This is a genomic window from Frigidibacter sp. MR17.14 (assembly GCF_037095735.1).
Taxonomy (GTDB): Bacteria; Pseudomonadota; Alphaproteobacteria; order Rhodobacterales; family Rhodobacteraceae; genus Frigidibacter.
In genome coordinates this window covers 630,056-648,610 of record NZ_JBAWKD010000001.1, presented here as the reverse complement: position 1 = coordinate 648,610, position 18,555 = coordinate 630,056, and the positions used below count along the sequence as shown (strand labels likewise).

Genomic DNA, 18,555 nt, shown 5'->3' with positions numbered 1-18,555 from the left:
GCCCGCCCGCCATGCCCGCCCGTCGCCGTGCCCGACGCCGCGCCCGTCGCTCCCGCCGCCTAGCGGCGCGCGGCGCGGGCCTCGATCGCCGCGGGACGGACCGGCGGTTTCACCGTGTCGCGCCCGGGGGTCTGCACCTCGATCACCACCTCGGGCTCGTCGGTGGCGGCGGTGTCCTGCGCGTCGGGGGCGGTGACCAGCGCGGGCGGGCTGCCGGCCGGGGCCACGCCCTCGGGCTGTGCCGCTGCGGTCTCAAGCGGCGTGCTGCCGGCGGCGGCGGGTTGCGCCTCTGCCGGCTGGCCAGCGTCATTCTGAGCGGTGGCGTCCTGAGCGGTGGCCGCGGGATCCTGCGCGGTGCTGTCCGGCATGCCGTCCGCTGCGCCCTCCGCGGCCTCACCGGTCGTGGCCGGCTCCGTCGCGTCGCCGTCGGCCCCTCCTTCAGGGCCCATCTCGTCGCCGGACCCTGGTTCGTCGCCCGATCCGAAGTCGCCGGACCCGTCCTCGGGGTCCATCTCGTCCCCTGATCCGAAATCGCCGGACGTTTCGTCCCCCGACCCCTGATCCTCGGGGCTCATCTCGTCGCCGGACCCTTCATCCGTCGCGCCGGTGGCGTCGTCGACCGCATCCGCCACCTCGGCCTCTGCCGAGGGTGCGACCTCTTCGGCGCTGGCCCCGGCGCGCTCGCCGGGGCGCATCCGCGGGCGGCGGGTGTCGTTGCCCGGCGCCTGCGCGGTGACGCCGGCATCGGCATCCGCGGCCCCCGCGGCATCACCGTCGGCCGCCGCCGCCGCGTCACCGTCCGTGGTCGCCGCGGCGGGCGCCTCGGTCAGCAGGGTGAACTCGATCCGGCGGTTCTGCTCGCGCCCGTCCTCGCTGCCGTTGTCGGCGATCGGCTTCGTCTCGCCATAGCCGGTTGGATGCAGGTTCGCGGTCAGCACGCGGCGGGTCATCAGCCCCTCGACCACCGCCTCGGCGCGGTCCTCGCTGAGCGCGAGGTTCATCGCGTCGCCGCCCTGGCTGTCGGTATGGCCCGCGACCTCGAACTGGTAGTCGCCGCACTGGCGCAGGATGTCGCCGAGCCGGTCCATCACCTCGCGCGAGCCCGAGGCAAGCCGTGCCGAGCCCGGCTCGAAGCTGATCTTCTCGGCCTCCTGCGCCTGCGCCAGCCGCTCGACGCATTGCTGGGCCGAGGGCAGCGCCAGCGAGGCATCCAGCTTGCGGTCATAGGTCACGCGGATCTCGAATTCCTGACCCTCGCCCAGCCGCTGCGACAGAAGCTGCGCGATCTGCGACGAGGTCTCGCGGCTGCCGGTGCGCCCCTCGATCCGCACGAGGTCGGGCTGCACCAGCATCCGCCCGTCATGCACCTTGTCCAGCGCCTCGAGCCCGGCCAGAACCCGCACCGGCCAGCCCGCCGGCACCCCGGCATCGAGCCGGGTCGCGACATAGACGTTGCCGCTGCCGAAATGCGCATGGGCATAGCTTTCGACGGCATTGCGCGTCAGCTCGTCGGGCAGGCGGCCGCGGATCTGCAGCTTGCCATCCTCGGACAGCGCGGCGCTGACCTGCGGCGGGCCCTGCTCGCCGCTTTGTGCCGCGGGTTTCGGCGTCAGCACCGCGGTCAGCGAGAAGACCTCGGGCAGGGCAGTGTCCAGCTCTCCGGCCACCCGGTCGAAATCGGCCTGTGCCACGCTGTCGGCCGCGATCAGCGAGACATCGGCATCCGACAGCGTGACCGATCCCGCGCCAAGCTCGGCCAGCGCCTTGATCGACTTGCCGGCGGCCTCGGACCAGGCGGGCGAGGGCGTGCCCATGCCGATGGTGCAGTCGCTGTCCTCGGGCGCGCCGGCCCCGCGGCCGGCGGCGAGGATGCGGTCGCGGGCGCGGGTCGTGTCGGCCGAGCAGGCATCGAAATGCGGGCCCGAGCCGTCGATGATGAAGCGCAGCGTGAAGGGCGTGATCACCGGGCGCGGCGCCGAGATGTCGAGCGTCAGCGCGACCCCTTTCGGCGCGGCCGATTGCAGGCGCCGTTCCAGCGTCTGCTTCTCGTCGATCGAGTCGGTGATCGCCGTCACCTGCACATGGCCGGGCGAGATCGACAGTTTCGAGCGCGGCAGCATTCCCAGCGCCTGCACCCCGAAATCGACCGCCGCCTGCCAGTCCTTCGGCGCGGGGTGGTCGCTGGCTTCCAGCATGTCGGTGACCGAGGCGCCGTCGGCGCGCTTGCGCACCTGTTCCAGGATCGCGTCGCGTCCCGATTCCACTGGCACCAGGCCGATCAGCGAGACGCCCTCGTCATTGCGCAGGATCTCGACCGAGAAATCGGGCGCGGCGACCGCGGCCGGGTCGGGGACCGACATCGAATCGACCACCCGGCTCGCGTCCACCACGCTGCCCGCGGCGCCCAGCGCGCGGAAGCGCATCGCCTCGCTCGGGGCCTCGCCGGTCAGGATCACGCTCAGGCCGTCGGCCTGAACCTGCGCCCAGGTGTAGCCCTCGTCCGCCAGCGCGGAACGCACGGCCGCGGCGGACAAATCCTCGATCGCGCCGGCGGCCCAGCTTGCGGTGACGACGGACAGACCCGCAGCGGCGACGAAGGCGGCGCCGCCCACCCAGTGGATGCCAAGGGTCTTCGGGTCGAAACGCATGTTCTGGCCTTCTTGTCCGGATCGGCCCCTGTCGTGGCGAGCGGGGCGCGGCGAGTCAATCAGACCAGCGCGGCAGCGGCAAGAAACAGCGCAGCGATCAGGCCCGTGTCGCGGTTCACACGGAAGAGAGCGAGGCAGCGCTCGGGATCGTCGATGTCGAGCCGCGTCAGCTGCCAGACCATGTGCCAGCCCATCGCCCAGGGCGCGATCAGCGCCAGCACCAGCGTCACCGGCCCGGCCGTCGGCAACAGCGCCACCAGGATCGCCGCGGTCATCAAGAGCACCGTCAGCACCATGAACAGCGACAGCCAGCGGTGGGTCTTCTCGGCGAAGAGCCGCGCGGTGGACTTCACGCCGATCAGCGCGTCGTCCTCCTTGTCCTGATGGGCGTAGATCGTGTCGTAGAACAGCGTCCAGCTGATCCCCGCCAGCCACAGCAGCACCGCGGGCCAGCCAAGCCCGCCCATATGCGCGCTCCAGCCCACCAGCGCGCCCCAGTTGAAGGCGACGCCCAGGAAGACCTGCGGCCACCAGGTGAAGCGCTTGGCGAAGGGATAGACCGCGACCGGCAGCAGCGAGGCCACGCCCAGCGCGATCGTCGGCCCGTTGAAGGTCAGGAGGATCCCGAAGGCCACCAGCGCCTGGATCGCCATCCAGACCGCCGCGCCCTTCGCGGTGACCTGCCCCGAGGGGATCGGCCGCGACCGCGTCCGCGCGACCGAGCCGTCGATATGGCGGTCGGTGATGTCGTTCCAGGTGCAGCCCGCGCCGCGCATCAGGAAGGCGCCGATCGCCATCGCCACATAGAACCACAGGTCCGCCAGCCGCGGCTCGGTCGCGGCCATCGCCAGCGGCAGGCCCCACCAGCAGGGGATCAGCAGCAGCCATGTGCCGGCCGGACGGTCGGCGCGGCTCAGCCGCAGCCAGGGGCGGCTCCAGGCCGGGGCGGTGTGGTCGACCCAGTTGCCGCGGACGGCATCCGCAACGGCGCCCGCGATCCGGGCCATGCCGCGGCGGGCGGTCTCTGGCGTTTCGGCGGGCGGGGTCATAGGGTCCCTCACATGAAAGAAGCGAAGATCAGGCTCCATGTAGACCACCCGCTCGGGCAGGGGCAATCGCTTCCCCTGACCGAGGCGCAGGCGCATTACCTCTTCGGCGTCATGCGCCAGTCCGAGGGCGCGGCGGTGCTGCTGTTCAACGGTCGCGACGGCGAATGGCGGGCGCGCGTCACCAGCGCGCGCAAGAAGGCGGGCGATCTGACCTGCGAGGAACAGACCGCGCCGCAGCGGATGCCGCCGGACCTGTGGCTGATGTTCGCGCCGATCAAGAAGGCGCGCACCGACTTCATCGTCGAGAAGGCGGCAGAGCTGGGCGCCGCGCGCATCCTGCCCGTGCAGACCGACTTCACCAATGCCGAGCGGATCCGGCAGGACCGGCTGCAGGCCCATGCCGTCGAGGCCGCGGAACAATGCGGCGGAACCTTCGTGCCCGAGGTCACCGACCTGCATCACCTCTCGAAGCTGCTGACCGGCTGGGATCCGGCCCGGCGCATCCTCTGGGCCGACGAATCGCTCGCCGGTGCCGTCGAGACGCTGGCCGCCGAAACGCCCGGCCCCTGGGCGATCCTGATCGGCCCCGAGGGCGGCTTTTCCGACGCCGAGCGCGAGAAGCTGCGCGGCCTGCCCTTCGTTCGTCCGGTGGCGCTGGGCCCGCGGATCCTGCGCGCCGACACGGCGGCGGTGGCGGCGCTGTCACTGTGGCAGGCGGCGCTCGGGGACTGGCGCTGATGCGACCGGCGCGGCCGGACGAGGCGGCGGCGCTGGAGGCCTTCCTGTCGCGCCACCCGGAAACCTCGATGTTCCTGCGCCAGTCGCTGGCCGCCCATGGAACCACCGGCGGGCCTGAACGGCATGCCGCGCGCTTCTGGCTGGCCGAAGCCGCGGGGGGCATCCGCGGCTGCGTCGCGCTGAACACCGCGGGTCTCGCGATGATCCAGTGGCCGGACCTCGCGCCGGGCGACTTCCCGCAAGTCGCCGCGGCGCTGGCGGGTGAGAAGCTGCAGGGCATGAACGGCGAGGTCGTCCAGATCGCGTTGCTGCGCCGGGCGCTGGGCCTCGACGCCGCGCCCGCCAGTCTCGACCGGACCGAGCCGCTCTATCGCCTGCCGCTCGACGCGCTGATCCTGCCCGAGGGTCCCGGTACCCTGCGCGCGCCCCGGCCTGCCGACCGCCCGCTGCTCGACGCCTGGCGTGCCGCCTACATGATCGAGGCGGTGGGCGCCGCCCCCGGCCGTCCGACCGAGGCCGAGGCGGCGGCCCAGCTCGACGCCTTGATCATCGCCGACCGGCTGCGGGTGCTGGACGAGGGCGCGGGGCCGGTCGCGATGACCAGTTTCAACGCCTGCCTGCCCGACATGGTGCAGGTCGGCGGTGTCTGGACGCCGCCGCAGGGCCGCGGTCGCGGCCTTGCCCGCCGCGCCGTCGCCGCGCATCTGGCCGAGGCGCGCGGCATCGGCGCCCGCACCGCGATCCTCTTCGCCGCGAACCCGCCCGCCGCCCGCGCCTACGAGGCGATCGGCTTCACCCGCATCGGCGGCTACCACCTGCTGATGCTGGAAAGCCCGGTCAGGATCGCCGCATGATCCGCCCCGAACTCCGCGAAGCCCTCAGCCGCCACCGCGAACCGATCGCCGCAGGGGCCGTGGTGCTGGCGGGGCTCTGGATCGCCAGCCTCGGCGGGCCGGTCTTCCTCGGCCTCGGGGGGCTCACCGCGCTGGCCGGGGCCGCGCTGATGATGCCCGCCCTGCGCCGGCTGCGCTTCACCGGCGGGGCGGCACCGGGGCTGATCGAGCTCGACGAGGGCCGCGTCGGCTATTTCGGCCCCGAGGGCGGCGGCTTCGTCGATCTGGCCGATCTGGTCGAGATCCGCGTCGTGGATATTGGCCCGCGCCGCTTCTGGCGGCTGCGGCAATCCGACGGTCAGGCGCTGCTGGTGCCGATGCTGGCCGAGGGGGCGGAACGGCTTTACGACGCGCTGGCCAGCCTGCCCGGCGCCGACCCGGCCGCGCTGGCCGCGGCGCTTCATGCCGCACCGCAGGGAGCGACGCTGTCGCCGCCACTGTGGCGCCGGCCCTCCACCATCCGAACGAGACCGTTCACCGAGCCTTGACTTGCCCGCGCCGGCACTCCACCTCTGGCGACGCAAAAGACGAACGAGGGCCACCGATGTCCATTCCACAAAGCGGCGGCGGCCCGATCGAGCATTTCGGCCAGCTGGCCGAATACATGGCCAAGGGCGAGAAGCCGGCGGCCGACTGGCGCATCGGCACCGAGCACGAGAAGTTCGGCTTCCTGACCGCCGACCACAGCCCGCTGCCCTATGACGGCCCGGCCTCGGTCCGTGCCGTGCTCGAGGGGATCCAGCACCGTTTCGGCTGGGAGCCGATCTACGAGCAGGACGCGATCATCGGCCTGACCAAGGACGGCGCGAATGTCAGCCTCGAACCCGGCGGGCAGCTTGAGCTGTCGGGCGCGCCGCTCGTCGACTTGAACGGCACCCGGGCCGAGCTGGAAAGCCATTTCGCCGAAGTCCACGCCGTGACCGAAGGCATGGGCGTGGCCTTCATGGGCCTTGGCGCCGCGCCGGAATGGACCCATGCGCAGATGCCGATGATGCCCAAGGGGCGCTACCGGCTGATGACCGACTACATGGGCCGCGTCGGCACGCTGGGCACCCAGATGATGTATCGCACCTGTACGGTGCAGGTGAACCTCGACTTCGGCTCGGAAGCCGACATGGTGAAGAAGCTGCGCGTCTCGCTGGCGCTGCAGCCGGTGGCGACGGCGCTCTGCGCGAACTCGCCCTTCCTCGAGGGCAAGCCCAACGACCACAAGAGCTGGCGCAGCCGGATCTGGCGCGACCTCGACGCCGCCCGCACCGGCATGCTGCCCTTCGCCTTCGAAGAGGGCATGGGGTATGAGCGCTATGTGGACTGGGTGCTCGATGTGCCGATGTATTTCGTCTACCGCGACGGCAAGTACATCAATGCGCTGGGCCAGTCGTTCCGCGACTTCCTGAAGGGCGAGCTGCCGGCGCTGCCGGGCGAGAAGCCGACGCTCTCGGACTGGGCCGACCACATGACCACGGTCTTCCCCGAGGCGCGGGTGAAGAAGTTCATCGAGATGCGCGGCGCCGATGTCGGCTCGCTCGAACAGAACGTCGCGCTGCCGGCGCTGTGGGTGGGACTTCTCTACGATCAGGGCGCGCTCGACGCCGCCTGGGATCTGGTGAAGGGCTGGGACCACGAGACCCGGCAGGGCCTGCGCGTCGCGGCCTCGGTCGAGGGCATTCAGGGCGGGGCCTCCGGCGTGCAGCTGCAGCCGCTGGCCGCACGGGTGCTCGACATCGCCGAAGCGGGGCTGAAGGCCCGGGGCCTTGGCGAAGAGCGCCATCTCGACATCTTCCGCGAGGTCGCGGCCTCGGGCCAGACCCCGGCCGACCGCTGGCTTGCACGGTATCGCGGCGACTGGAACGGGTCGCTCGCGCCGATCTACGCGGCCACGACGCTCTGATCGCGCCGGGCAGGGGCGGGCCGCGCCCCTGCGTTCGGGCGGTGTGCGCGGCCCGCAGGGACGCCCCGTCCGCGAGGGCGTGCTCTCCCCCGCGTTCCGCGCTTGCGCGGGTCCGGACGGAACCCGCGTCCCCACCGGCCAGCGCTACCGACCGACGCTGACGTGGGCGCGGTCACATCGCCTCAACCGCAGATCCCCACCGACCCGGGACCGGGGCGTTCGCGACCCTGCCTGCGGGCTCGGCTGGCGGGGCGAGGCCGTTGTCGACAGGTCCGGCGACCGCCGTCCTGTCTCGTGAGGGGGGCTGCGCGAGGCCGAGGTTCGCGGAAGGCGGGCTGCGAAAGAGGCGGCCAAAGCGCCTGTCAGGTCCCGCCCGCACCGACCGCCCGGCGATAGGTGAACGAGGTCGGCCGGTCGTGGCCCGGATGGTTGGTCGCACCGCTGCGCTCGAACCCCATCGCCGCGAAGGTGCGGTGGTTCTCGACCAGTTCGACCCGGGTCTGCAGCTCCAGCGCCGGCAGACACAGCTCCCGCGCCCGCGCCTCGGCCAGCGTGACCAGCGCCCGGCCGAGCCCGCGGCCCCGCGCCGCCTCGGCCACGGCGAGCTTGCCGATGTAGAGCCGCCCGGGCTTCGGCGTGAGGATCACGCAGGCCAGCGGCGCGTCGCCGATCACCCAGAGCTCGGCCCGCGCGGCCTCTGCGGCGAGCGTGGCCTCGGTCAGCAGATGCAACGATGATGGCGGGTCTATCCGCCCGTCCATATAGGAGAAGGCCGCGCGGATCAGCGCCAACACCGGGGCCATGTCATCGCCGGCGGTCAGGCGGCGCGGGGGCTCCATGCTCAGTTGCCGTGCGTCATGTGGTCCATGTGATCCATGCCGCCGCCCTCGGCGGGATCGACCATGAATTCGATCGCGACCCGGCCGGCCTTTTCGAAGACCAGCGTGGCGGGGATCATGTCGCCCTCGGCCAGCGGCCCGGTCAGGCCCATCAGCATCACATGCATCTCGCCGGTTTGCAGCAGCACCGTCTCGCCCGCCGGGACCTCCAGCCGCGGCACGGCCTCCATCTTCGCGATGGTGCCGTCCATCTGCGTCGCGTGGACCTCGGCCTTCTTCGCGATCGGCGTCTCGATCCCGACCAGCACGTCGGCCTCGGCGCCCTCGTTGGCGATGGCCATGTAGCCCGCGGCGGACTTCGCGCCCTTCGGCGGCAGCGGGATCATCGGGTGGATGATCTCGAACGACCCCACGGTGATCTCGTGCGCGGCGAGGGGGGCGGGAAGCAGCAGCAGGGCAAGAAGGGCGAGGGTCTTCATGGGGGACTCCGGGGCAGGCAAAATCAGAACAGCTTGCCGCGCGCGGTGACGGGCCAGAGCGCCTCGACCTTGCCGCGGCGGATGCAGACGTACCAGTCGTGCAGGTTGCAGGTGGGGTCGCAATGCCCCGGGATCAGACGGACCTGATCGCCAAGCGCAAGCACGCCGTCGGGATCGTCGAGCGTGCCATGTTCGTCCGAGGCGCCGCGGTAGGTGACGCCGGCGGGTGCGGCGACCAGCGGCAGGCCCGAGTCGACCGCCAGCGCCTTCAGCCCGGCATCGCAGACCGCCCGGCCGGGGACCGGCGTGCTCATCACCGTCGCCAGCACGAAAAGCGCCTGTTCGAAGCCGCCGGTGACGCCGCCCTCGGGATCGGCGACGCGGGCGTAATCGGCATCCATGAACACGTAGCTGCCGGCCTGGATCTCGGTATAGACGCCCGAGGCGGCCTCGATCGCGAAGCTGCCGGTGCCGGCGCCGGTCACCCGCGGGCAGGGCAGGCCCGCGGCCAGAAGCGCGTCGCGCGTCGCCGCCGCCGCCCGGATCGAGGCGTCGAGCACCCGCGCCCGCTCGGCCGGGTCGTAGATGTGCTGGGCGTTGCCGTGATAGGCCTGTATCCCGCCAAGCCGCAGCCCCGGCGCGTCGTGGATCGCCTGCGCGAGGGTCACCGCCTCGGCACCCGGCGCCACGCCGCAGCGCCCGGCGCCGGTGTCGACCTCGACCAAGACCTCGAGCGTCAGTGCCTCGGCCCCCTCGGCCCGCGCCGCCATCACCGCCGCAGACAGCGCCGCGACATTGGCCGGGTGATCGGCGCAGACCGCGACCCGGGCGCGGCTCGCGGCGCGCATCAAGAGCGCGATGGCGCGGGGGGCCACGACCTCGTTCGCGATCAGCACGTCGCGGACGCCGCCGCGGATCAGGGCCAGCGCCTCGGACACCTTCTGGCAGCAGATGCCTGTCGCACCGCTTTGCACCTGCGCCTGGGCGATGTCGGCGGATTTGTGGGTCTTGGCATGGGCGCGCAGCCGCACGCCCAGCCGCGCGGCGTGGTCTGCCATCCGCGCGAGGTTCGCCTCGAAGGCGTCGAGGTCGATCACCAGCGCCGGTGTGGCGACGGCCGAGACCGGATCGCCGGGGCGGGCGGGGATGTCGAAGCCGGGTTCGGGAGCGGTCATGGTCATCTGGGGCCTTCCGGGGAGCGCGCGACAGTTGTGGTCCGGTCGGGCCCGGGAGGCAAGGGTGGCTGCCCGGCGGGGTGAGGGGGCGCTGCCCGGCGGGGGAGGGGGCGCTGCCCCCTCGGGCCTTGCGGCCCTCACCCCCGGGATATTTGGACCAATGCGAAAGCGGGGCAGGAAGAGGGGGCTCTGCCCCCGCCCGTTCCGGGCTCCCCCGGAGTATTTGGGCCAAGCCGAAAGCGGAGGGGCGGGGCGGTCTTGCCGATGGGGGGCACGTTTGCGATAAGCGCGGGAAATCGCTGACCCGGGGGTAGACCATGTCCTTTCGCGCGCGCCACCTTCTTGGCATCGAGCATCTGGCCCCCGACGAGATCGTCACCGTTCTCGACCTCGCCGACCAGTATGTCGAGCTGAACCGCCGCACGGTGAAGCGCACCGACGTGCTGGCGGGGATGACCCAGATCAACATGTTCTTCGAGAATTCGACCCGCACGCAGTCGAGTTTCGAGCTGGCCGGCAAGCGGCTGGGCGCGGATGTGATGAACATGTCGATGGCCTCGTCCTCGGTGAAGAAGGGCGAGACGCTGATCGACACCGCGCTGACGCTGAACGCGATGCACCCGGACCTGCTGGTGGTGCGCCATGGCGCGTCGGGGGCGGTGAACCTGCTGGCCTCGAAGGTCAATTGCGCGGTGCTGAACGCGGGCGACGGCAAGCACGAGCATCCGACGCAGGCGCTGCTGGACGCGCTGACGATCCGCCGCGCCAAGGGCCGGATCCAGCGGCTGACCGTGGCGATCTGCGGCGACGTGGCGCACAGCCGCGTGGCGCGGTCGAACCTGATCCTGCTGGGCAAGATGGAGAACCGGGTGCGGCTGGTGGCGCCGCCGACGCTGATGCCCGCAGGCGTGGCCGAATTCGGCTGCGAGGTCTATGACGACATGACCGAAGGCTTGAAGGGCGCCGATGTGGTGATGATGCTGCGCCTGCAGAAAGAGCGGATGGACGGCGGCTTCATCCCCTCGGAGCGCGAGTATTTCCACCGCTACGGGCTGGATGCCGAAAAGCTTTCGCATGCGAAAGAAGACGCGATCGTCATGCACCCCGGCCCGATGAACCGCGGGGTCGAGATCGACGGCACCATCGCCGACGACATCAACCGCTCGGTCATCCAGGAACAGGTCGAGATGGGCGTCGCGGTGCGCATGGCCTGCATGGACCTGCTGGCGCGCAACCTGCGGTCGGAACGCGGCCGCGCGGCCGCCGGGGTGATGGTCTGATGCTGGACGGGCTGACCGCCGCGCTGGGCCCGCTCGATGCGGGCGCGCCGCTCTGGGCGCCCTGGGTCGCGCTGGCCGCGGCGCTGCTGCTGCTGCTGGCGCTGACGCTGGGTCTGGCGGTCTGGCGGCGCGGGGCCGCGCTGGCCGCCGCCCGAGCCGAGGCCGACCGGCTGGCCGAGCAGCCGGCCCGGAACGAGGCCCGCGCGCAGACCGAGGCGGTCGAGCGCGCCGGGGCCGAGGCCCGTCGCGCCGCGGATCTGGACGAGGCGCGCCGGCGCATCGGCGCGGGCGAGGCCGCGCTGGCCGAGGCCAAGGCGCTGACCGATGCGCTGCGCCGCGAGCAGGAGAAGCGGCTGAACGACGCCGCCGACCGCTATGCGAGTTCCGAGCGCAAGCTGGCCGCGCTGATCGCCCAAACCGGCGAGGAACGCCGCGCGGCGGATGAGAAGATCCAGTTGGTCACACAGATGCGCGACGAGATGGCGCGCAGCTTCAAGGAACTGGCGGACGCGAGCCTGAAGGCCTCGAACGAGGAACTGACCAAGGCCAGCCGCGAGCGGCTGGAACAGGCGCTGAACCCGCTGAAGGAACACGTCACCCTGTTCCAGACCGAGCTTCGGGCGGTGCACGAGGGCGCGCTGCGCGACCGCCAGGCGCTGAAGACCGAGATCGAGGCGCTGACCAAACGCTCGGAAGAGGTCTCGAAAGAGGCCACGGCGCTGACGCGCGCGCTGAAGGGTGACAAGCAGCGGCAGGGCGCCTGGGGCGAGATGATCCTCGAGTCGCTTCTGGACCGCTCGGGCCTGCGCAAGGGCGAGGAATACCTGACCCAGACCAGCCACGGCACCGACGAGGGCGGGCGCGTGCGCTCGGACGTGATCGTCAACATGCCGAATGGCTCGGCGCTGGTGGTCGACTCGAAGGTCTCGCTGATCGACTACGAGGCCGCGGTGAATGCCGAGAGCGAGGACGAGGCGCTGGCCGCCCGCCGCCGCCATGTCGTGGCCCTGCGCCGGCACATCGACACGCTGGGCTCGAAGAACTACCAGCATTACGCCGATGTCACCGTCGATTACGTGGTGATGTTCGTCCCGATCGAGGGCGCGCTCTCCGAGGCCCTGCGCGAGGCGGGCGACCTGACCCAATACGCGATGGACCGCAACGTGACCATCGCGACGCCCACGACGCTGATGATGGCGCTGCGCACCGTCGCCAGCTTCTGGACCATCGACCGGCGCAACCGCAACGCCGAAGAGATCGCCAAGCGCGCGGGGCTTCTCTACGACAAGGTCGCGGGCTTCACCGAGGCGATGGAGAAGGTCGGCGGCGCGCTGACCAGTGCCCAGACCGCCTATGGCACCGCGCTCGACCGGCTCAGCCGCGGCAACGGCAACGTGCTGGCGCAGGTCGACATGCTCAAGCGCCTGGGCGCCCGCGCCTCGAAACAGCTGAAGACCGAGTTCGAGCCCGAGGACCTGCCGGCCCTCGACGACGACGCCGGCACGGGCCTTGAAAGCCTGCCCGCCGCCAACGACCGCCCCGCCGAGTGAGGCCCCGATGATCCACATTGCAAATGCCCGCCTGATCGACCCCGAGGCGCTGACGATCCGCGACGGCTCGGTCACGCTGGAGAACGGCCTGATTACCGCGATCGGTGCCGAGGCGCCCGAGGGGGCAGAGGTCATCGACGCCCGCGGCAAGTGCCTGGCGCCGGGGATCGTCGACATCGGCGTGAAGATCGGCGAGCCGGGCGAGCGCCACAAGGAAAGCTTCCGCTCGGCGGGTCTCTCGGCCGCGGCGGGGGGCGTCACCACGATGATCGTGCGCCCCGACACCACGCCCGCGCTCGACAGCCCCGAGATGCTGGAATTCGTCACCCGCCGCGCCACCGAGGCCTCGCCGGTCCGCGTCCGCCACATGGCGGCGCTGACGAAGGGCCGCGAGGGCCGCGAGATGACCGAGATCGGCTTCCTGCTGGACGCCGGCGCCGTTGCCTTCACCGATTGCGACCATGTGGTCGAGAACACCAAGGTGCTGAGCCGCGCCTTCACCTATGCCCGCTCGCTCGGCGCGCTGGTGATCGCGCATCCGCAGGATCCGGGCCTGTCGGCGGGCGCGGCGGTGACCAGCGGAAAGTTCGCCTCGCTTCGCGGCCTGCCGGGCGTCTCTCCGATGGCCGAGCGGATGGCCTTCGACCGCGACATGGCCCTGGTCGAGATGACCGGCGTGCGCTACCACGCCGACCAGATCACCTGCGCGCGCAGCCTGCCGGCGCTGGAACGCGCCAAGAAGAACGGGCTCGATGTGACCGCGGGCGTGTCGATCCACCACCTGACGCTGAACGATCTGGACGTTGGCGACTACCGCACCTTCTTCAAGGTGAAGCCGCCGCTGCGCAGCGAGGATGACCGGATCGCGGTGGTCGAGGCGGTGGCCTCGGGCCTGATCGACATCATCAGCTCGATGCACACGCCGCAGGACGAGGAATCGAAGCGCCTGCCCTATGAAGAGGCGGCAAGCGGCGCGGTGGCGCTGGAAACCTTCCTGCCGGCGGCGATGCGGCTTTACCATGCCGGGATGATCGACCTGCCGCAGCTGTTCCGCGCGATGGCGCTCAACCCTGCGAAACGGCTGGGCCTGCCGCAGGGCCGGCTGGCCGAGGGCGCGCCCGCCGACCTCGTGCTGTTCGACCCCGACGCGCCCTTCGTGCTCGACCGCTTCACGCTGAAGTCGAAATCGAAGAACACGCCCTTCGACGGCGAGCGGATGGAGGGGCGGGTCATCGCCACCTTCGTCGCCGGCCGCCAAGTCTTCGGCGCGGAGGCGAAATGATGCCCGAGATCACCTCTGCGCCCCTGTCGCTGCTGCTGACCGCGGTCCTTGCCTACGGGCTTGGCTCGGTGGCCTTCGGGCTGGTGATCACCCGGCTTTTCGGTCTGGGCGACCTGCGCCAGATCGGCTCTGGCAACATCGGCGCGACCAACGTGCTGCGCACCGGCAACAAGCCGGCGGCGCTTCTGACCCTGATCCTCGATTCCGGCAAGGGCGCGATCGCGGTGCTGCTGGCGCGCTGGCTGGTGGGCGAGGATGCCGCACAGCTTGCGGGGCTTGCGGCCTTCCTTGGCCACTGCTTCCCGGTCTGGCTGGGCTTCAAGGGCGGCAAGGGCGTCGCAACCTTCCTTGGCACCATGCTGGCGCTGGCCTGGCCCGTCGGGCTGGCCGCCTGCGCGCTCTGGCTGCTGACCGCGCTGATCGGCCGGATCTCGTCGCTCTCGGCGCTGGTCGCCTCGGCTCTGGCGGCGCCGGTCGCCGTGGGGCTGGGGCGCGGTGACATGGTGGCGCTGGTGCTCGCGCTGGCGGCGCTGGTCTGGTACCGCCATCTTCCCAACATCAAGCGCCTGCTGGCCGGGACCGAGCCCCGGATCGGCAAGAAGACCTGACCCCGCCGTCCCGGGCGCTGGGGAGGACGCCCGGATGGTCCCGACACGGAGCCTGACCATGCCGCCGCTACTGGCCGCGATCCTCACCATCTTCCTCTTCCAGCTGGGCGGCGAGGTGCTGTCGCGCCTTGCCCATCTGCCGATTCCCGGGCCGGTGATCGGCATGGTCGCGCTGGCCGCGGGATTCGTCGCAAGCCCCCGGCTGCTGGAGCTGGTGCGCCCCGTGGCGCAGGTGCTGCTGGGGCATCTGTCGCTGCTGTTCGTGCCGGCGGGCGTCGGCATCGTCAGCCAGCTTGACGTGCTGCGCGATCAGGGGCTGGCGCTGGGCGCGGCGCTGGTCGTCTCGACCCTGCTCGCGATCGCGGTCGGGGCGGTGGTGTTCGAGCTTGTGGCGCGGGCCACCGGCAACCGTCCCCCCGAAGGCGCGGAGCGGCAGAAATGATCGAGGCCGCGCAGATCTGGTCCTATCTGACCCAAGGCCCGCTGGTCTGGCTGGCGGTGACGCTGACCGCCTACCTGATCGCCGATTGGTGCTTCCGCGCCACGGGGCGGGCGCCCTGGTCGAACCCGGTGATGGTCTCGATCCTGATCGTGGGCTCGGTGCTGCTGGCGACGGGCACGCCCTACCGCACCTATTTCGAGGGCGCGCAGTTCGTGCACTTCCTGCTGGGCCCGGCGACGGTCTGTCTGGCGCTGCCGCTGTACACCAACCTCGGTCATGTCCGCCGCGCGGCATTGCCGATGATCGCGGGGCTGCTGGCGGGCTCGGTGACGGCGGTCGCCTCGGCGCTGGCGGTGGCCTATGCGCTGGGGGTGCGCGGCAACGTGCTGGCCTCGCTCGCGCCGAAATCCGCGACAGCGCCGGTCGCCATCGGGATCTCGGAACGGCTGGGGGGCGAACCCACGCTGACCGCGGCGCTGGTGCTGCTGACCGGGATCATCGGCGCGATCTGCGTGACGCCGATGCTGAACGCGCTGGGCCTGCGTGACTGGCGGGCGCGGGGCTTCGCGACCGGGGTCGCGGCGCATGGCGTGGGCACTGCGCGGGCGCTGCAGGTCAACGAGACCGCCGGCGCCTTCGCCGGGATCGGCATGGCGCTGAACGCCGTGCTGACCGGGATCATCGCGCCGCTGGTGCTGCACCTCTTCCAGTGAACCATCGGCCGCGCCGATCGATCCGGCGCGTCCGATCGGGCTGGCCGATCAATCGGCGGCGCGCTTGCGGATCGCGTCGCCGGTGCGCACCGTGCCACCCTCGACGATCTCGCACAGGATCCCGCGCAGACGCAGCGCCGGGTGGCCGGGGGCAGTGATCCAGTCCTTCGCGGGCTGGCCGTAGCGCACCTTCCATTTCACGCAGCCGTCGTTGAACACATCGGTCACCCGCAGCAGCGCCGCGCCGACCTCAAGCAGGCTGCCCACCGGCAGGTTCGCCTCGGACGTGTCGAGATCGGCGATGATCGTGTCGCCCGGATGCGGCGTGCCGGCGCGGTCGCGCCAGACGGCATCCATCACCCGCCGCGGCAGGATCGAGACCTGGATCCGCAAGTCCGGGCTGCCGTCTTCCAGCTTCATCCAGGGGGCGGCCAGCCAGCGTTCGGTCTCGCCCGCCGAGGTGGTCACGCCGCGGTCGGGGGTGAACTCCAGCGCCTCGGGGAAGGTCCGCTTGTTGAAGCCGGGGCGGAAGCACAGCTGCTCGACCACCGCGGCGTCCTTGGGCGCGGCGAGGATGTGGGGCAGGGCCGCGTCAAGCTCGGCAGCCGTGGCATTGGCGGGGGTATCCATGGGGGCGGGGGGCTGGGTCTGGTCTGTCATTTCAATGCGTCAATGCCGCGAGCAGCGCGGGGGTGGGCCAGGCATCGGCAGGCAGGCCGAGGCGCTTCTGTTCCTTCTGCACCGCCGCCCGGGTCCGCGCGCCGAGGATGCCGTCGGCGGTGCCGACGTCATGGCCCAGCACCGTCAGCCGTTCCTGCAGGCGGCGCATCTCGGACGGGCCGAGGCCCGGTTCGGGAGTGCCGGTCTCGAACGCCTCGGACCCTTCCAGCCGGGTGGCGAAATAGGCGGCGGTGGTGACGTAGACGAAGCTCTGGTTCCAGTGGAACAGCACCCGGAAGTTCGGATAGGCGAGGAACGCCGGCCCCTGACGTCCCATCGGCAGCAGGATCGCGCCGGACAGCTCGCGCGCGAGCATGCCTTCGCGCGGCCGCACGCCCATCTTCGCCCAGTCCTCGACCGGCAGCGCCTGCTCGAGCCCGGTCTTCGACCAGTCGAGCTTCTCCGGCAGGATCACCTCCTGCAGCCAGGGCTCGCCCGGGCGCCAGCCGATGTCCGACAGCTTCGCCGCCGCCGAAACCAGCGCATCCGCCGACGAGGTCTTCAGCCGGATGTGTCCGTCGGCATCGCCGTCCTTGCCATGGGCGAGGATGTCGGCGGGCAGCATCTGCACCTGCCCGATCTCGCCTGCCCAGGCGCCGGTGGTGCGCGCGGGGTCGAAATCGCCGCGGCGGTAGAGCGCCACTGCGGCCAGCACCTGCGGGCGGAACAGGTCCGGCCGGCGGCAGTCATGGGCCAGCGTCATCAGCGCATCGCGGGTGTTGAAGTCGCCCTGCACCTGCCCGAAGTCGGTCTCGAGCGCCCAGAAGGCAAGAAGCACGCCGCGCGGCACGCCGGTCTCGCGCTCGATCCGGTCGAAGAGCGCGGCATGGGTTTCGGCCATCTGGCGGCCGCGGGTCAGCCGGTCGCGGCTGATCACCGCGCGCGAGAAGTCGGTGAAGCTTTTCTGGAAGACGCCCTGCGCCCGGTCGGCGCGCAGCACTTTGGGATCCTGCCGGGCGCTGCGGAAGAAGGCCTGCGCCTCTTGCGGGCTGGCGCCCTCGGCCACCGCCTGATCGGTGAGGGCCGCGACGAAGTCGGGCCAGGGCTCGCCGCAGGCACGGGCGGCGGCGGGCAGGCAGGCAAGGATCGCGAGGGCGGTCAGAAGGGCGCGCATGGCCGGACGCTAGCGCCGCGCCCCGCGCGCGGCAACGGGCTTGAGGGGGCGGGCCGAAGAAACCCGCACCCCGACCCTCACCCCTGCCGCGGGCTTCGTCAGCCCAGCGCGGCGCGGTCGTGGGGCGCGTCGAAGTCCAGCACCGGGTTGATCGGGATGATCCGGTGTGGATTGATGGTGTCGTGGCTGTAGTGGTAGTGACGCACGATGTGGTCGAGGTTCACCGTCCCGGCCACGCCCGGCGTCTGGTAGATGTCGCGGGTATAGGCCCAGAGCGCCGGGTAGTCGATGATCCGCCGGCGGTTGCACTTGAAGTGCAGGTGATAGACCGCATCGAAGCGCACCAGCGTCGTGAAGAGCCGCACGTCGGCTTCGGTCATCTGCCTGCCCACCAGCCAGCGCTGGCGCGACAGCCGCTCTTCCAGCCAGTCGAGACTGTCGAAGAGCGCGTGCACGGCGTTGTCATAGGGGCCCTGCTGGGTGGCGAAGCCCGCCTTGTAGACGCCGTTGTTGACGGTGTCGTAGACGCGGGCGTTGACCGCCTCGATCTCGGGACGCAGGGCTTCCGGCCAGTAGTCGGCGGTGTTGCCGGTCAGCCCGTCGAACGCCTGGTTGAACATCCGGATGATCTCGGCGCTTTCGTTCGACACGATGGTGCCCTGCGCGCGGTCCCACAGGATCGGCACGGTGACCCGGCCCGAGACCAGCGGCTCGGCCCGCGTGTAGATGTCGCGCAGGAAGGGCAGGCCGAACTGGCGGTCGCCGGTCGTCGCCGGGAAGTCGGTGGCGAAGGTCCAGCCCTCGTCCAGCATGTCGGGATGCACGACCGAGACGTCGATCAGCCCTTCGAGCCCCTTCAGCGCGCGGAAGATCAGCGTGCGATGCGCCCAGGGACAGGCGAGCGAGACATAAAGGTGGTAGCGCCCGGGCTCGGCCTTGAAGCCACCCTCGCCCGAGGGGCCGGGGGCGCCGTCGGCGGTGATCCAGTTGCGGAACTTCGCGGTGCTGCGCTGGAACGCCCCGCCGGTCGAGCGGGTGTCATACCATTCCGAGGACCACTGGCCGTCGATGAGCTGGCCCATGCCGATCTCCTTGCTGCTGGGGCAGGAGCTAGGGCGGCGCGGGCGATGCGCA

At 71.4% G+C, this 18,555-nt stretch carries 18 protein-coding genes; 10 read left to right on the top strand and 8 right to left on the bottom strand.

Going from position 1 to position 18,555, the window contains the following annotated elements; genetic code table 11:
- Positions 1 to 59: 59 nt before the first annotated feature.
- Together V8J36_RS03155 and ubiA are read right to left on the bottom strand one after the other, a co-directional pair.
- Positions 60 to 2,648 carry an OmpA family protein gene (locus V8J36_RS03155; RefSeq protein WP_336465787.1) on the bottom strand — a complete coding sequence of 863 codons (2,589 nt, stop codon included), beginning with the start codon at positions 2,646 to 2,648 and terminating at the stop codon, positions 60 to 62.
- Positions 2,649 to 2,707: 59 nt separating this feature from the next.
- The gene (ubiA, locus tag V8J36_RS03150) at positions 2,708 to 3,697 is read right to left on the bottom strand and encodes a 4-hydroxybenzoate octaprenyltransferase (RefSeq protein ID WP_336465786.1); all 990 of its coding nucleotides are present in this window, start codon (positions 3,695 to 3,697) and stop codon (positions 2,708 to 2,710) included.
- A gap of 12 nt (positions 3,698 to 3,709) precedes the next feature.
- On the opposite strand from ubiA, the gene V8J36_RS03145 reads away from it, so the two are divergent.
- The 4 genes from V8J36_RS03145 to V8J36_RS03130 are packed head-to-tail and all read left to right on the top strand — an operon-like array spanning position 3,710 to position 7,219.
- Positions 3,710 to 4,435 carry a 16S rRNA (uracil(1498)-N(3))-methyltransferase gene (locus V8J36_RS03145; RefSeq protein ID WP_336465785.1) on the top strand — a complete coding sequence of 242 codons (726 nt, stop codon included), beginning with the start codon at positions 3,710 to 3,712 and terminating at the stop codon, positions 4,433 to 4,435.
- Entirely contained in the window at positions 4,435 to 5,289 is an 855-nt protein-coding gene (locus V8J36_RS03140; protein WP_336465784.1) for a GNAT family N-acetyltransferase, read from the top strand. Before V8J36_RS03145 ends, V8J36_RS03140 begins: the two co-directional genes overlap by 1 nt.
- The gene (locus tag V8J36_RS03135; RefSeq protein ID WP_336465783.1) at positions 5,286 to 5,816 is read left to right on the top strand and encodes a hypothetical protein; all 531 of its coding nucleotides are present in this window, start codon (positions 5,286 to 5,288) and stop codon (positions 5,814 to 5,816) included. The genes V8J36_RS03140 and V8J36_RS03135 overlap by 4 nt, the downstream gene beginning before the upstream one ends.
- Before the next feature lie 56 nt (positions 5,817 to 5,872).
- Positions 5,873 to 7,219, top strand: a complete 1,347-nt coding sequence (locus V8J36_RS03130; RefSeq protein ID WP_336465782.1) for a glutamate--cysteine ligase — start codon at positions 5,873 to 5,875, stop codon at positions 7,217 to 7,219.
- A gap of 362 nt (positions 7,220 to 7,581) precedes the next feature.
- Here the strand turns inward: V8J36_RS03130 and V8J36_RS03125 are convergent, their stop codons facing one another.
- From V8J36_RS03125 to V8J36_RS03115, 3 genes are read right to left on the bottom strand one after another with little or no spacing between them, the layout of a single operon-like run.
- A complete protein-coding gene (locus V8J36_RS03125; protein WP_336465781.1) occupies positions 7,582 to 8,058 on the bottom strand; it encodes a GNAT family N-acetyltransferase in 477 nt (158 codons plus the stop codon).
- A 2-nt stretch (positions 8,059 to 8,060) separates the two neighbouring features.
- Entirely contained in the window at positions 8,061 to 8,537 is a 477-nt protein-coding gene (locus V8J36_RS03120) for a copper chaperone PCu(A)C (RefSeq protein WP_336465780.1), read from the bottom strand.
- A gap of 23 nt (positions 8,538 to 8,560) precedes the next feature.
- Positions 8,561 to 9,712 (bottom strand): DSD1 family PLP-dependent enzyme, encoded by a 1,152-nt coding sequence (locus V8J36_RS03115; protein ID WP_336466180.1) that lies wholly within the window; start codon positions 9,710 to 9,712, stop codon positions 8,561 to 8,563.
- 317 nt (positions 9,713 to 10,029) lie between these two features.
- On the opposite strand from V8J36_RS03115, the gene V8J36_RS03110 reads away from it, so the two are divergent.
- Genes V8J36_RS03110 through V8J36_RS03085 form a run of 6 tightly spaced genes read left to right on the top strand, consistent with a single transcriptional unit; the run spans position 10,030 to position 15,587 of the window.
- Positions 10,030 to 10,992, top strand: coding sequence for an aspartate carbamoyltransferase catalytic subunit (locus V8J36_RS03110; protein WP_336465779.1), 963 nt, complete (start codon positions 10,030 to 10,032; stop codon positions 10,990 to 10,992).
- Positions 10,992 to 12,542, top strand: a complete 1,551-nt coding sequence (gene rmuC / locus V8J36_RS03105) for a DNA recombination protein RmuC (RefSeq protein ID WP_336465778.1) — start codon at positions 10,992 to 10,994, stop codon at positions 12,540 to 12,542. The genes V8J36_RS03110 and rmuC overlap by 1 nt, the downstream gene beginning before the upstream one ends.
- Positions 12,543 to 12,549: 7 nt before the next feature.
- Complete coding sequence (gene pyrC, locus V8J36_RS03100; RefSeq protein WP_336465777.1) at positions 12,550 to 13,824, top strand: dihydroorotase; 1,275 nt, start codon at positions 12,550 to 12,552, stop codon at positions 13,822 to 13,824.
- On the top strand, positions 13,824 to 14,432 hold the full coding sequence (plsY, locus tag V8J36_RS03095; protein WP_336466179.1) for a glycerol-3-phosphate 1-O-acyltransferase PlsY: 609 nt from the start codon (positions 13,824 to 13,826) through the stop codon (positions 14,430 to 14,432). Before pyrC ends, plsY begins: the two co-directional genes overlap by 1 nt.
- A gap of 58 nt (positions 14,433 to 14,490) precedes the next feature.
- On the top strand, positions 14,491 to 14,874 hold the full coding sequence (locus V8J36_RS03090) for a CidA/LrgA family protein (RefSeq protein ID WP_336465776.1): 384 nt from the start codon (positions 14,491 to 14,493) through the stop codon (positions 14,872 to 14,874).
- Positions 14,871 to 15,587 (top strand): LrgB family protein, encoded by a 717-nt coding sequence (locus V8J36_RS03085; protein WP_336465775.1) that lies wholly within the window; start codon positions 14,871 to 14,873, stop codon positions 15,585 to 15,587. The genes V8J36_RS03090 and V8J36_RS03085 overlap by 4 nt, the downstream gene beginning before the upstream one ends.
- A gap of 48 nt (positions 15,588 to 15,635) precedes the next feature.
- On the opposite strand, the gene V8J36_RS03080 is transcribed toward V8J36_RS03085, so the two are convergent.
- From V8J36_RS03080 to V8J36_RS03070, 3 genes are all read right to left on the bottom strand, one after another.
- Positions 15,636 to 16,247: an MOSC domain-containing protein gene (locus V8J36_RS03080; protein ID WP_336465774.1), complete on the bottom strand. Its 612-nt coding sequence runs from the start codon at positions 16,245 to 16,247 to the stop codon at positions 15,636 to 15,638.
- 1 nt (position 16,248) lies between these two features.
- The gene (locus tag V8J36_RS03075; RefSeq protein WP_336465773.1) at positions 16,249 to 17,421 is read right to left on the bottom strand and encodes a lytic murein transglycosylase; all 1,173 of its coding nucleotides are present in this window, start codon (positions 17,419 to 17,421) and stop codon (positions 16,249 to 16,251) included.
- A 98-nt stretch (positions 17,422 to 17,519) separates the two neighbouring features.
- Complete coding sequence (locus V8J36_RS03070; protein ID WP_336465772.1) at positions 17,520 to 18,503, bottom strand: glutathione S-transferase family protein; 984 nt, start codon at positions 18,501 to 18,503, stop codon at positions 17,520 to 17,522.
- Positions 18,504 to 18,555: the final 52 nt, after the last annotated feature.